Source organism: Kribbella qitaiheensis (genome assembly GCF_042657745.1).
In the GTDB taxonomy this organism is placed as follows: Bacteria; Actinomycetota; Actinomycetes; order Propionibacteriales; family Kribbellaceae; genus Kribbella; species Kribbella qitaiheensis.
In genome coordinates, this window is the sequence record NZ_JBHSKE010000080.1 from 35940 (window position 1) to 49420 (window position 13481).

Annotated in this window: 12 protein-coding genes; 4 read left to right on the forward strand and 8 right to left on the reverse strand. The window is 69.5% G+C overall.

Annotated features, from left to right (window positions below; all coding sequences use genetic code 11):
- Positions 1–28: 28 nt before the first annotated feature.
- The 3 genes from ACFPJ1_RS41800 to ACFPJ1_RS41810 are packed head-to-tail and all read right to left on the reverse strand — an operon-like array spanning position 29 to position 1760.
- Positions 29–409, reverse strand: a complete 381-nt coding sequence (locus ACFPJ1_RS41800; RefSeq protein WP_380111969.1) for a DUF2255 family protein — start codon at positions 407–409, stop codon at positions 29–31.
- On the reverse strand, positions 406–729 hold the full coding sequence (locus tag ACFPJ1_RS41805) for a carboxymuconolactone decarboxylase family protein (protein ID WP_380111970.1): 324 nt from the start codon (positions 727–729) through the stop codon (positions 406–408). Before ACFPJ1_RS41805 ends, ACFPJ1_RS41800 begins: the two co-directional genes overlap by 4 nt.
- Entirely contained in the window at positions 726–1760 is a 1035-nt protein-coding gene (locus ACFPJ1_RS41810; RefSeq protein ID WP_380111971.1) for a zinc-binding dehydrogenase, read from the reverse strand. The genes ACFPJ1_RS41805 and ACFPJ1_RS41810 overlap by 4 nt, the downstream gene beginning before the upstream one ends.
- Positions 1761–1862: 102 nt before the next feature.
- Between ACFPJ1_RS41810 and ACFPJ1_RS41815 the strand changes: the two genes are divergently transcribed.
- Positions 1863–2732, forward strand: a complete 870-nt coding sequence (locus tag ACFPJ1_RS41815; protein WP_380111972.1) for a helix-turn-helix domain-containing protein — start codon at positions 1863–1865, stop codon at positions 2730–2732.
- A 9-nt stretch (positions 2733–2741) separates the two neighbouring features.
- Here the strand turns inward: ACFPJ1_RS41815 and ACFPJ1_RS41820 are convergent, their stop codons facing one another.
- Positions 2742–4124, reverse strand: a complete 1383-nt coding sequence (locus ACFPJ1_RS41820) for an NAD(P)/FAD-dependent oxidoreductase (protein WP_380111973.1) — start codon at positions 4122–4124, stop codon at positions 2742–2744.
- Between the two features lie 154 nt (positions 4125–4278).
- Here ACFPJ1_RS41820 and ACFPJ1_RS41825 point away from each other — a divergent pair, with 154 nt between their 5' ends.
- On the forward strand, positions 4279–7038 hold the full coding sequence (locus ACFPJ1_RS41825) for a helix-turn-helix transcriptional regulator (protein ID WP_380111974.1): 2760 nt from the start codon (positions 4279–4281) through the stop codon (positions 7036–7038).
- Between the two features lie 31 nt (positions 7039–7069).
- Here ACFPJ1_RS41825 and ACFPJ1_RS41830 read toward each other — a convergent pair whose 3' ends face one another.
- Complete coding sequence (locus ACFPJ1_RS41830; RefSeq protein ID WP_380111975.1) at positions 7070–7717, reverse strand: sigma-70 family RNA polymerase sigma factor; 648 nt, start codon at positions 7715–7717, stop codon at positions 7070–7072.
- A 251-nt stretch (positions 7718–7968) separates the two neighbouring features.
- On the opposite strand from ACFPJ1_RS41830, the gene ACFPJ1_RS41835 reads away from it, so the two are divergent.
- Positions 7969–8499 carry a GNAT family N-acetyltransferase gene (locus ACFPJ1_RS41835; protein WP_380111976.1) on the forward strand — a complete coding sequence of 177 codons (531 nt, stop codon included), beginning with the start codon at positions 7969–7971 and terminating at the stop codon, positions 8497–8499.
- 82 nt (positions 8500–8581) lie between these two features.
- Here the strand turns inward: ACFPJ1_RS41835 and ACFPJ1_RS41840 are convergent, their stop codons facing one another.
- On the reverse strand, positions 8582–9304 hold the full coding sequence (locus ACFPJ1_RS41840) for an alpha/beta fold hydrolase (protein ID WP_380111977.1): 723 nt from the start codon (positions 9302–9304) through the stop codon (positions 8582–8584).
- Positions 9305–9470: 166 nt separating this feature from the next.
- Between ACFPJ1_RS41840 and ACFPJ1_RS41845 the strand changes: the two genes are divergently transcribed.
- A complete protein-coding gene (locus tag ACFPJ1_RS41845; protein ID WP_380111978.1) occupies positions 9471–11204 on the forward strand; it encodes an L-aspartate oxidase in 1734 nt (577 codons plus the stop codon).
- Positions 11205–11300: 96 nt separating this feature from the next.
- Here ACFPJ1_RS41845 and ACFPJ1_RS41850 read toward each other — a convergent pair whose 3' ends face one another.
- Together ACFPJ1_RS41850 and ACFPJ1_RS41855 are read right to left on the reverse strand one after the other, a co-directional pair.
- Complete coding sequence (locus tag ACFPJ1_RS41850; protein WP_380111980.1) at positions 11301–11897, reverse strand: hypothetical protein; 597 nt, start codon at positions 11895–11897, stop codon at positions 11301–11303.
- A 235-nt stretch (positions 11898–12132) separates the two neighbouring features.
- Complete coding sequence (locus tag ACFPJ1_RS41855) at positions 12133–13434, reverse strand: S8 family peptidase (RefSeq protein ID WP_380111981.1); 1302 nt, start codon at positions 13432–13434, stop codon at positions 12133–12135.
- Positions 13435–13481: the final 47 nt, after the last annotated feature.

A 13481-nucleotide genomic window follows, 5' to 3' on the forward strand; every position in this document is an offset into this window, starting at 1 on the left:
TGTCGCGTGGTCGGAAAGAAACAACATTTCAGTCGCGGGGCACAAGCCGCAGCGTCCCGGCGGCAGCCCGGTCTCCCACAACGGTACCGACGATCTGAGGCCCGTAGCGGTCGTACTTCGTGTGGTAGGCCGCATCGATCGCTGGATGAACCTGGCTCCCGGCCTCGGCGAACGTCACCCCGCGTTCGAACCGACCCGCGCGGATCCGGCCCGCTCCGCTCGCCTTGGCCCGGCGGTACCAGGGATTGTCGGTGCCGTAGGCGGATCGCACGTACAGCTCGTCCCCGACCCGGACGAGCCAGATGGTGACGTAGGGGCGAACTGTCCCGTCCGGTCGCTCGGAACTGACCTGTACCTCCGTCGAACCACCGATGCGCTGAAGCTCCTCAGTTGTCCAGGCTCTGGTCATTGGTCGGGATCGTCCTCGGGTGAGAACAGTTCCTTGGCGAGGACGATGGCGGACATGGCCTTGGGCCAGCCGGCGTAGAAGGCCAGGTGGATGATGACCTCCTTGAGCTCGGTCTCGGTGAGGCCGTTGTCCTTGGCCCGGGTCAGGTGGCCGCGGAGTTGCTCGGTGTTGCCGCCGGTGATGAGGCTGGCGACGGTGATGAGACTCCGGTCCCGCGGTGACAGCTCGGGCCGGGCCCAGACGTCCCCGAAGAGCGTGTCGTCGGTGAGGGAGACGAGCTTCGGTGCGAAGTCGCCGATGAGCTTCTGGGCCGGGGTCATTTGATCATCACCTTCAGGGCTTGGCGGGTATCCATGGCCTCGTACGCGGCCGGGGTGTCTTCGAGGGAGACAGTTCGGTCGAAGACCTTGCCGGGGTTGACCTTGCCGTCGAGGACGCCAGGCAGCAGGCGCTCGATGTAGGCACGGGCCGGCGCCGGTCCACCGGTGAGCGTGATGTTCTGGCCGAACAGGCTGCCGAAGCCGACCGGCGCCTCGTCGTACTGCGGTACGCCGACCCGGCTGATCACGCCGCCCGGGCGGATCACCCCGAGAGCCTGTTCGTAAGCAGGCATGTGACCGACAGCCTCGAGTACTACGTGGGTCCCGTCGCCGCGGGTGAGCTCGCGGACCTTGGTGATCCCTTCCTCGCCACGCTCGGCCACGACCTGGGTCGCGCCGAACTCGATCCCCAGGTCGGTGCGGTCCTTGTGCCGGCCCATCAGGATGATCTGATCGGCCCCGAGTTGCCTGGCCGACAGGACAGCCATGAGCCCGACGGCGCCGTCGCCGATCACGGTGACCGTCGTTCGCGGGCTGACTCCACCCTTGAGCGCGGCGTGGTAGCCGGTGCCGTAGACGTCCGACAGGGTCAGCAGCGACGGCAGCAGTTCGGAATCCTCGCCGACAGGTGCCTTGACCAGGGTGCCGTCGGCCAACGGCACGCGGATCGCCTCGGCCTGACCGCCACCGATGCCGTTGCCCGCCCAGAACCCGCCGTGTCGGCAGGAGGTCTGCAGGCCTTCGAGACACAGGTCGCACGTCCCGTCGGACCAGGCGAACGGCGAGATGACGAAGTCGCCCTTCGTCAGCGTCGAGACCTCGGCACCGATCTCCTCCACGACGCCGACGAACTCGTGGCCCATCGGCTTGCCCTCGGGCAGCACGGGCAGGTTGTGGTACGGGTGCAGGTCGCTGCCGCAGACGCAGGCGCCGACCACCCGGACCAAGGCGTCGGTCGGTTGCTGGATCACCGGGTCGGGTACGTCGATCACCCGTACGTCGCCGGCGCCGTACATGTAAGTGGCTCGCATGTACTCCAGTGAACGGGGTCGGAGGCAGGTATGGGAGTGCCTGGTGTTCCAGGTAATGCCAGTGCCTCCTTCGCCACCGGGGGCCGCCGTACGGTGGTAGGCATGGACCGACGAGCCGAGATCCGCGAGTTCCTCAGCTCCCGGCGTGCCCGTATCACCCCGGAGCAGGCCGGGCTCCCGGCGTACGGGGGTAATCGGCGGGTGACCGGACTGCGGCGCGAGGAGGTCGCGATGCTGGCGGGTGTCTCGGTTGACTACTACGTGCGGCTCGAGCGCGGGAACCTGGCCGGCGCCTCCGAGACCGTGCTCGACTCACTGGCCAGGGCGCTGCAACTCGACGAGGCCGAGTGCTCGCACCTGTTCGCGCTCGCCCGCGAGGCCACGCCTGGTCCGGCCTCCCGGCGGCGGAGCTCCACGGCGAAGCAGGTGCGCCCGGTCATCCAGCAGATCCTCGACGCGATCACGGACGCACCCGCCTGGGTCCGCAACGGGCGGCACGACCTGCTCGCCGCGAACCGGCTGGCCCGCGCCATGTACGCGCCGATGCTCGCCGATCCGCGTCGTCCGGCGAACACGGCGCGCTTCGTGTACCTCGATCCGGCGTCGCAGGAGTTCTTCGTCGACTGGGAGCGGGCCGCCACCGACATCGCGGCGATCCTCCGCTCGGAGGCCGGCCGCAACCCGCACGACAAGGCGCTGACCGAGCTCATCGGCGAGCTCTCCACCCGGAGCGAGGTCTTCCGCACCCGCTGGGCCGCTCACAACGTCCGCTTCCACCGGACCGGTAAGAAGAAGCTGCACCACCCGGTGGTCGGCACCCTCGACCTCGACTTCGAGGCGATGGAGTTCCCGTCCGACCCGGGCCTGGTCCTGCTCGTCTACACCGCCGCCCCCGATACCCCGACCGCCGACGCCCTGAAGCTGCTGGCCAGCTGGGCCGCAACTCAGGACGTCGGGATCTCGCGCGAGTAGTGCCCTGCACTAGCTCGCGACCGTGCTTGGTGTAGGCGGCGAGGTGGCGACGGGTGAGTCTGCTTCCGCGGTGGCCGCCCGGGAGTAGCCGTCGTTCACGAAGGCGTCCCGGGGGTGTTGCACGGAGGCCAGGGAGACGATGTCGCGGCCGTAGAAGAGGGCGGTCAGCCAGATGGCGAGCACGCGGATCTTCCGCTCCCAGGTCGGGACGGCCAGGACGTGGTAGCCGCGGTGCATCAGCCAGGCCGGGAACCCCTTGATCACGATCCGCCGGTATTGGAAGATGCCGCGCCCGAGCCCCAGGGTCGCGACGGAACCGAGGCTGTGGTGGACGTAGTTCTTCGTCCGACGGCCGCGCAGTGTCGCGAGCAGGTTGCGCGCCAGATGCTTGCCCTGCCGTACGGCGTGCTGGGCGTTCGGCACCGTCAGCACGTCGTGCGTCGGCGAGGCCAGGTCGGGCACCGCCGCGTCGTCGCCCGCGCCCCAGGCATCCGGCACCGGCTCGGTCTCGGTGCCGACCCGGAGATCGGCCCGGACCTGGAGCAGCCCGCGGTGGTCGACGGGCAGGTCGGTGTGCTTCTGGACCAGCGGGGTCGCGGCGTTGCCGGCCGTCCAGACGATCAGCTCGGACTCGAACTCCGTACCGTCGGACAGCACCACGTGGCCGTCCTTCGCCGACACGACCTGGGAGTTCAGGTGGACCTGCGCGCCGCGCTGCTCCAGCGTGCGCACGACCCACTCGCCCGGGCCGTCGGTGACCTCGGGCAGGATCCTGTCCTTCGCCTCCACCAGGTGGAAGGCGAGGTCCGCCGGAGACAGTTCGGGGTACGACTTGAGCAGGGTGGTCGCGAGCGAGAGCAGTTCGCCGAAGCCCTCGACGCCGGAGAATCCGCCGCCCACGAAGGTGACGGTCAGCAGGCGTTGCCGCTGCGGTCCGGGTTCGAGCACGGCCGCCTGGTCGAAGGCGGTGAGCAGGCGGTCCCGGATCGCGACCGCCTCCTCGACGTGCTTCATGCCGATCGCCTGCTCGGCCACGCCGGGAATGGCGAACTTGCGGGTCATCGCACCGGCCGTGACGACGATGATGTCGTAGCCGACGGCGAAGTCGGGACCGTGCGCGGGGTGGACCGTCACGGTCCGGTGCGCGTGGTCGATCGAGGTGACCGTCCCGGCGAGCAGCTTGGTCTTGCGCAGGTGCCGCCGCAGGGACACGGCGGCGTGCCGCGCCTCGATCGATCCCGCCAGTACCTCGGGCAGGAACGGCTGGTAGGTCATGTAGGGGCGCGGATCCACCACAGTCACCTCGGCCTCGCCGCGGCGGAGTTTCTTCTCCAGCCGCCAGGCCGTGTAGAAGCCGGCGTAACCGCCACCCACCACCAAGATCTTGCGCACTCGCGTCCTCCATCTCTTGCTGTTCACCAGCTAAGACCAGATAGCACCCGATTCTGTGACATCTCGGGGACACCTCGCGACCCTCGAGTCCACCACTGAGATGAGGCTTTCGCGGGGAACGTCGGGCGTTCTAGCCTCGGCACCATGGGTCGCCATGTCCGGGGATGAGGTGGGGTCGTGGTTACACGGCCGCCGCGCGGAGTGTGCCGTGCTGGACCGGGTGCTCGCGGCTGTCCGGGCGGGGCAAGGGCAGGTGCTGGTCGTTCGCGGTGAGGCCGGCGTCGGCAAGTCGGCGTTGCTGGATCGGCTGGTCTCCCGCTCCGACGGGTGTCGGGTGGCCCGGGCCTTGGGCGTCGAGTCCGAGATGGAGCTCGCCTTCGCGGGACTGCACCAGCTGTGTGCGCCGATGCTGGATCGCCGTGATCGGCTGCCGGCTCCGCAGCGGGATGCTCTGGATGTCGCCTTCGGTCTGACCGGAGGCAGTCGACCGGACCAGTTCCTGATCGGCCTGGCCGTGCTCAGCTTGCTGGCCGAGGCATCCGAGAGTGCGCCGCTGGTGTGCGTGATCGACGACGCACAGTGGCTGGACCGGGCGTCTGCTCAGACCTTGAGGTTCGTGGCGAGGCGGTTGCAGGCCGAGCGGATCGGATTGGTGTTCGGGGTCCGCGAGCCGGTGGACTCGCAGTGGCAAGGGCTGCCGGAGTTGCTGGTCGAGGGCTTGGCCGAAGCGGACGCCCGTACGCTGCTGGACTCGGCAGTCCCCGGACGCCTCGACAAGCGGGTTCGCGATCGCATGGTCGCCGAGACGCGCGGGAATCCGCTGGCGTTGCTCGAGTTGCCCCGCGGGTTGACGCCGGCGGAGCTGGCGGGCGGGTTCGGCCGTCCCGACGCGCGGCCGCTGGCGAGTCAGATCGAGCAGAGCTTCGTACGGCGGGTGCAGTCCCTCCCCAGCAACACGCAGCGGCTGTTGCTGACGGCAGCGGCTGAGCCGCTCGGTGAGGTGCAGTTGCTGTTGCGCGCGGTGGGTCGTCTGGGGATCGGCTTGGAGGCGGCGGCGCCGGCTGAAGCGGAAGGTCTGATCGAGTTCGGGTCCAGGGTGCGGTTCCGGCATCCGCTGGTGCGATCGGCGGCGTACCGGACGGCCGGCGCGGAGGATCGTCGGGAGATTCACGGGGCGTTGGCCGAGGCGACGGATCCCGTCCTGGACCCGGACCGGCGGGCCTGGCATCGCGCGCAGGCAGCGGCAGGACCTGATGAGGCTGTTGCCGCCGAACTCGTCCGGTCCGCCGATCGGGCCGAGGCCAGGGGCGGTGTGGCCGCGGCCGCCGAGTTCCTCCAGCGAGCGACTGAGCTCACCCCCGACGGCGCCCGGCGCGGCTTGCGAGCACTTGCCGCCGCGCAGGCGATGTTCGAGGCGGCCGCGCCGGACCCGGCGTACGAACTGCTGGCGGTGGCCGAGATGAGTCCGCTGGACGAGTTCAGGCGCGCCCAGCTGGAGCGGTTGCGGGCGCAGATCGTGTTCGCCCGGCGACGCGGCAGCGACGCTCCACCTCTGCTGCTCAGTGCGGCGAGACGGCTCGAGGCCATCGACAGCGGCCTCGCCCGGGAGGCGTACCTCGAGGCGCTCGGGGCGGCGATCTTCGTCGGCCGTCTCGGCAAGGGCCGCGGCGTACTGGAGGTGGCCGAGGCGACCAGGGCAGCGCCGCCCGGAGGCGAACCACCGCGAACGACCGATCTTCTGCTGGACGGCGTGACGAAGCGCTTCACGGACGGGAACGCAGCGAGCCAGGCGCAGCTGCGGCGGGCGTTGCACGAGTTCCGGCTCGAGGCGGACCGCGACGACGGGGACGTGATGCGTTGGCTCTGGATCGCCTGCCCGGTCGCGCCGGAACCCATCGCCCCGGAGCTCTGGGACGACGAGTCCTGGCACCAGCTGGCCACCCGCGCGGTCCGGGTGGCTCGCGACGGCGGCGCGCTCGCGGTCCTTCCGGTCGCGCTCAGCTATCGCGCCGGCGTGCACGTCCACGCCGGTGAGTTCGCCGAGGCCGCGGCGCTGATCGAGGAAGCCGACGCGATCACGGAGGCGACCGGGAACGCCCCGATGAGGTACACCTCGATGATGCTCGCCGCCTGGCGCGGCGACGAGAAGCAAACGCTGCACCTGGTCGAGACCGGTGTCCAGGACGCGAAGGCCCGCGGCGAGGGACGGGCGATCGGCCTGGCCGGCTACGTGACAGCTGTGCTGCACAACGGATTCAGCCGGTACGACGCGGCGCTGGCCGGCGCTCGGTGGGCCTGTGAGGACGAGGATCTGGGGTTCTACGGATGGTCGCTGGTCGAGCTCGTCGAAGGGGCCGCTCGCAGCGATGCCAGGGACGCGGCCGTCGAGGCGCTCGATCGGCTGACGGCGACGACGCGGGCGAGCGGTACAGACTGGGCGCTGGGCATGCTGGCCCGGTCCCGCGCACTCCTGGCTGCGGGCAGCGAGGCCGAATCCCTTTACCAGGAGGCGATCGAGCGCCTCGAGCGCAGCCGCATCGTGGTCCACCTCGCCCGCGCGCACCTGCTGTATGGCGAATGGCTGCGACGGGTGAACCGCCGCCAGGACGCCCGCGAGCAACTCCGCATCGCCTACGAGCTGCTCACCCGGATCGGTGCGAACGGCTTCGCCGAACGAGCCCGCCGCGAGCTCGAGGCCACCGGCGCATCGGTCCACGAACGTGCCGCGAGTCCCCGTGACCTCCTCACCGCCCAGGAGGCTCACATCGCGGCGCTGGCCGGGGACGGTCTGACCAATCCCGAGATCGCGGCCCAGCTCTTCATCAGCCCGCACACGGTCGAGTGGCACCTGCGCAAGGTCTTCACCAAGCTCGGCATCACCTCCCGCCGGCAGCTCCGCGTGCAGACGACCTGATCAGCAGGTCCGTGGCGCTCGGCCGGACCGGTCAGCGCCTGATGTCGTTGGCGAGGAGTTCTTCGAGCTCGGCCAGGTCGCCACCGCCGGCCGCGGCGACCAGTGCCTGCAGAAGACGCCGGTGGGTGGTCGTGGTCACCGGCTGACGACGGTCGGCGGTGAGGCGCTGACGGGCGCGGGTCACCAGCTGCCTCGTATTGGCCGCGCCGAGCTGGAGGATCTCCGCGATCTGCCGGTACGGGTACTCGAATCCCTCACGCAGCACGTAGGCGGCCCGCTCCGCCGGCGACAGCCGCTCCAGCAGTAGGTGCACCGCCTGCTCGACCGCCTCGCCTCGTTCGGCCTCGGTCTGCGGATCGACGCTGGTGCCCGCCCGGTCGGGGAGCCACGGGCCGACACAGGTCTCGTGCCGCCGGCGGGCCGACTTCACGACGTTGATCGCCAGCCGGGCGGTCATCGTCGCCAGGAAGGCCGGGGGATTGGCCACCACGGTCCGGTCGGTGCGTTGCCACCGGAGCCAGACGTCCTGCATGACGTCCTCGGCCTCGGAGACGTCGCCGAGCACCCGATAGGCCACCTTGAACAACCGAGGCCGCGCGGTCATGAAGACCGACGTGGCGTACTCGAGATCGTCGACTACGACGGCCGCGGCCGGTTGCTCCAACGTTGTGGTACTCACTCCGGCTCCTCCGCTCGTCGGTCGCCGGGTTCCGCGAAGGGCGACTGCAACCACCCTCGCCCGCGGGGTCGGTGGCCCGCGCCCTGGAAGTCCGTAGTGGACCCCGTGGTCCGCGCAGACCACGGACCGGAGGAGTGGTTCGACCGGTACTACGTGGTCTGGTCCCGCGCCGCTTGTCACAGCCACCCGGTCTGCCTGGTCATAGCCAGTACCGGCCCGAACCAGCCGGTGATCCGGAGCCGAGGAGCGCCATGACGACCATCGACAGCGAGCGCCTGGTGATCAGGCCCTGGGAGGACGAGGACGCGGCGGACGCACTGGCGATCTACGGGGACGAGCGGGTGACCCGCTGGCTCAGTCCGGTGATGAGCCGGGTCACCGATGTGACCGCGATGCGCTCGTTACTGCAGATTTGGCAGGAGAACGGCGATCCGGCGCCGGCGGGCCACTGGGCGGTCGTCCGTCGTGACACCAGCCAGCTCGTCGGCGGAGTGGGGCTACTTCATCTGCCGCCCTGGCAGGGGGATCTGGAGCTCGCCTGGCAGCTGGCCCCCGCCGCCTGGGGACACGGCTACGCCGCGGAGGCCGGCTCGGCTCTCGTGCGGTGGGCCATGCATGAAGGTGGCGTCGAAGAGGTCTTCGCGGTCGTCCGCCCGGACAACGCGCGCGGTGCGGCGACGGCTCAGCGGATCGGGATGGAGTGGATCGGCGAGACCGACAAGTACCACGACCTGAACCTTCACCTCTACCGCATCCGCCACTACGACCTCTCCTACCGCTAAGCCGGAAACGGGCACGAGCGGCAACGGGGAGGACATGCTGAAGGTCTCCGGTGGGGGTGACCGGAGACCGTCCAGTGGGTGCTTACCGGGTGGAGATCCCGAGCGCGTCGAGGATCGCGGCCGTCACCACCTCCGGGTTCGAGACGCTGAGGGCGTGAGAGGCGCCGGCCACCTCGCGGGTGCCCTTCGCGTCGGCGCGATTCGCCATGAAGCGGTGCAGGGTGACCGGGATGTTGAGGTCCTGGTCGCTGAACACGAACCAGGACGGCAGGGTCGTCCAGGCGGGTGTCGTGGTCGGTAGTCCTTCGGTGAGCGCGGCCTCGGTGACCGGTCGCTGGGTCGCCGCCATCAGGGCCGCCTGGTCAGCGGGCACATCGGCGGCGAACTGGTGGTGGAACGCGTCCGGCCGGATGGCGAACTCGTTGCCGCCGCTGGACACCGGATACGCGGCGAGCGCCTCGCCGAGCGTGCTGCCGGGGAACTTGCCCGACAGCTGCAACGCGCTCTCGCCGTTGTCCGGCGCGAAGGCGCAGACGTACACCAGCCCGGTCACGGACTCGTTGCCCGCCGCTGCCTCCGTGATCACCATGCCACCGTAGGAATGGCCGACCAGTACTACGGGTCCGCCGACGCCCGCGATCACGTCGCACACGTAGGCGGCATCACCCGCGAGGCTGCGCAGCGGGTTGGCGGCCGCGACGACTTCGATCGACCTCGCCTGCAACTGCTCGACCACGCCGTTCCAGCTGGCCGACTCGGCGAACGCGCCGTGGACCAGGACGACAGTGGGGTTCTGCTCACTCATGGCTTCTCCTTCGGGTGGACTGCTGCTTCATCCACAAGGACCGCACAGCGATCCCCGTTGTGACGCTGGTCTCGATGGCCTCGGAGCTGTCACACCGCCGGGCGCGGTCTTGTCCTTAGCTGTACGACCAGTCCCCGGCCCAGTACAGAAACGAGAGAGCGAACCGATGAACACAGCGGACCAACAGATCTCGACCTCGGTGCTGGTGATCGGTACGGGTGGCGCCGGCCTGCGGGCCGCGATCGAGCTGGCCGAACGAGGCATCGACGTCCTTGCCCTGGGCAAGCGCCCGCGGTCCGACGCGCACACGTCGCTGGCCGCCGGCGGCATCAACGCGGCGCTGGCGACGATGGACCCCGAGGACACCTGGCAGCAGCACGCCGCTGACACCCTGGCGGAGAGCTACCTGCTCGCCAACCCGGTCACGGTGCGGATCGTGACCGAGAACGCGGCTCGGGGTATCGACGACCTGGAGCGCTACGGGATGCCGTTCGCCCGCGAGGCCGACGGCCGGATCTCGCAGCGCTTCTTCGGCGCTCACACCTACCGGCGGACCGCGTTCGCGGGCGACTACACCGGCCTGGAGATCCAGCGGACGTTGATCAACCGGGCCGTGCAGCTGAAGGTGCCGATCCTAGACACCGTGTACGTCACCCGGATCCTGGTGCACGACAACACCGTCTTCGGCGCCTACGGCTTCGACGTCGAGACCGGGCACGGCTACGTCATCCACGCGGACGCCGTGATCCTCGCCGCGGGCGGGCACACCAGGATCTGGCGGCGCACCTCGTCGCGCCGCGACGAGAACACCGGGGACTCCTTCCGGCTGGCCCTGCTCGCCGGCGGGAAGATCCGCGACCCCGAGCTGGTCCAGTTCCACCCGTCCGGCCTGATCGAGCCGGAGAACGCGGCCGGCACGCTCGTCTCCGAGGCGGCCCGCGGCGAAGGTGGCCAGTTGCGCAACGCCCTCGGCGAACGGTTCATGGCCCGGTACGACCCGGAGCGGATGGAGCTGTCCACCCGGGACCGGGTCGCGCTCGCGGCGTACACGGAGATCAAAGAGGGACGCGGTACGACGAACGGGGGCGTCTGGCTGGACGTGTCCCACCTGCCGCGCGAGACGATCATGCGCCGGCTGCCGCGGGTCTACCAGACGCTGCTCGAGCTGCAGATGCTCGACATCACCCAGCAGCCGATCGAGATCGCGCCGACCGCGCACTACTCGATGGGTGGGGTGTGGGTGCGGCCCGAGGACCACGGCACCGGCGTCGAAGGGCTGTACGCGATCGGCGAGGCGGCGAGTGGCCTGCACGGCGCCAACCGCCTCGGTGGGAACTCCCTGATCGAGCTCCTGGTGTTCGGCCGGATCGTGGGGGAGGAGGCAGCGAAGTACTCGACCGAGCGGCAGGTCCAGCGACGGTCCGCCGAGGCGCTGGGTGAGGCCCGGGCCGAGGTCGACGGTCTGCTCGCCGCCGACGGACCCGAGAACGTCCGCGCGCTGCAACGCGCAGTTCGCGACACCATGACCAACCACGCCGGCGTCGTCCGCGATGAGGCGGGGTTGCTGGCCGGCCTGTCGGAGCTCGAGTCCATCGAGGCCCGGGCCCAGCAGGTCGGCGTCCATCCCGACCTCGCCGGCTTCCAGGACCTGGCCCACGCGTTCGACCTGAAGTCCTCGCTGCTGTCCGCCCGGGCGACGGTGGAGGCGGCACTTGAACGGCGGGAGACCCGCGGCTGCCACAACCGCTCCGACTACCCGGACCTCGACGAGTCGCTCCAGGTCAACCTGGTGTGGTCAGGCCCGGGCAAGCTCGAACGGGAAGAGATCCCGCCGATCCCGGAAGAGCTCACCAGTCTGATGCGCCACGACGTGTCCACCATCGGCAAGCTCGTCGAGTGACGGGCCTCTGGCAGGAGTTGCGCACCGAAGTGCACCGCGGCAGGTGTGCTGCTCGGGGTGATCTTGTCGCCCAGAAGGAGCAGCGCGTCGTGGTGGTCATGACCGGGGCGCCTTGGTGGATCGTGGGCGGCGACGGACCGTCGGTGCGGAGTCCGCGCCCAGCATGCGGCGCAGGCGACGCAGTACCTGGTCGGTGAAGAGGCCGGCCAGGCAGCCGGTCAGAACCAGGACGGCCACTCCCGCACTCGAGGTGGTCTCGTCGCCGATGCTGATCAGGCCGGTGTTCACCGCGATGACAGCCACGGCACCCAGGAGTGCCGACCACAGTGGACGCAGCAGGTACCACGAGACGTACCGGCGCTCCTCGGCCCCCGTACTGCGGGCGAAGGCCATGCTCTGGTGGATGATGCTGCCGACCGCACCCGCCGCGGCGCCGACGATCAGCAGGCTCATGTTCAACGTGGCCGAGAAGTCCGGCCCCCACCAGTGCACGGCGTGAACCGCAACGGTGCCTTCGACGGCTGCTTCCTGCGCGGCCACGAGGCGTTCGGCCAGACTGTAGGCGGCCAGCAGGCAGACCAGGCCGGCGACCGCTTCGACCACGTTGAGCGCGACGATCAATCGTTTGGTCGACCGTCTCAGCGCGGTCTCCCGTCGGCGTCGCGGCTTCGCTGGATTCGGTGTCCTGATCATCTCGAGCCTCCCCCGGGTGATGCACCTCTCCCTTAGGCGGAGGTCCCGGGACGCTCCGGAATACACGGCGAAAGTTCCTGTATCACGGCCGCCTCCACCCACTCCGCCTTTATGTGGGGCACATCCGGGGGGAGTGGGCTGACGCGGTGCGTGAGGACCTTGTCAGGGGGAGGCAACTCCGCACCGCGTCAGCCAGCCGGCCCCGACCGCTCTCGCTAGGGGCCGGCTGCCACAGCTAGATCGACGCCCCCGCGTCTCCCGGCCGCAGTACCGGGCCGACGCCTGGCGCTGGTTGCGTCAGCGAGTAGGCCAGGAGTGCATCCGCGGCCTGTCTGGCACTCTCGCCGGTCGCCGACATCCGTCCCGCAATCAGACCGGCTACCAGCGGTGTCGAGAACGATGTACCGCTCCAGCGTGCCATTTCGGTGAAGGTGCGCGTCGTGCCCGTGTTGGGCGGCTCGGTGCACACATAAGTGCCGTTCAGGAATGCGTTGACGAGATTCTCGCCCGGTGCGTAGACGTCGACCCAGGTGCCGAAGTTGCTGAAAGACGCCTTGTCCCGCCCGTTCTCCGCCAGCGCACCGACTGAGACAACCTCGGGAAACGCCGCGGGCCAGAAGTACTGGCGGCTGTTCTCGTTGCCCGCGGCAGCCACCAGGACCAGTCCGTTGATGCGGTTCACCCGCGTCTGGATGAAAACGTCCAGGCTCAGCGAAGGAAGGTTGTTCCGGGTCGAGGTTCCGGCCGACAGACTGATGATGTCGGGCGATTCGGCCAGCACCTCGTCGAGCCGCACGGCCAGATCGTCCTCGAAAGCCGCGCCTGCCTTGTCGAAATAGCTCTTCACCACCACTTCGGTATTGCGCGCGATCGAGCGCACGACGCCGGCGATGAAGGTCCCGTGTCCGGCGTACGGGCCGATCGTCTGCGTCGCCGGGTCGTATCCCGGCTCCGGCTCGCCGGTCACGCCGTTCAGCCAGTACGCCGCGGGCGCCGGTGTCCAGCCGACATCCAGCACCACCACCTTGACCCCCTGGCCGTCGGTCGCGCCGGTCGGCAGCAGCGGATCGGGCGGGATCCCCGGCGGTACCTCCTCCGGTTCTGTTGCGGGACATGGGCTCACGCTGCAGACGTAGAACAAGTGCAAGGGCGTGACGACGCCACGACCGAACAGCAGGTCCGCATACTCCAGGAAACGTTGGGTCGGGCTGAACGCCTGTGGCGCCTCGTCGGGTACGACGGACGGCAGGTCGAGGCGGGTGACACCACCGATGCCGCCCTCGTGCGGGGTGCCGCCTTCTTGCGGACGGCCACGACCGAAGGCCGTCATCACGCGGTCCAGATCGGTATCTCGGACAAGCACACTGCCGGCCCGGCACAGGTAACCGGCGCCCTCCCTGCGCCAGTCCTCCGGCCAGACCTCGACGACACCGTCGTCGAATTCACTCAGAATCAATTCGATCTGGGAGATGTCTTTTCTCTTCGGATCGTCCTTCGGTTGATTGGGTTCCGCCCCTGGTTTCGGCTTCTCCGCCATGAAAAATTCCTCCCCTGAGAATCACCGGCACGAGTGCTCGGCCAGTT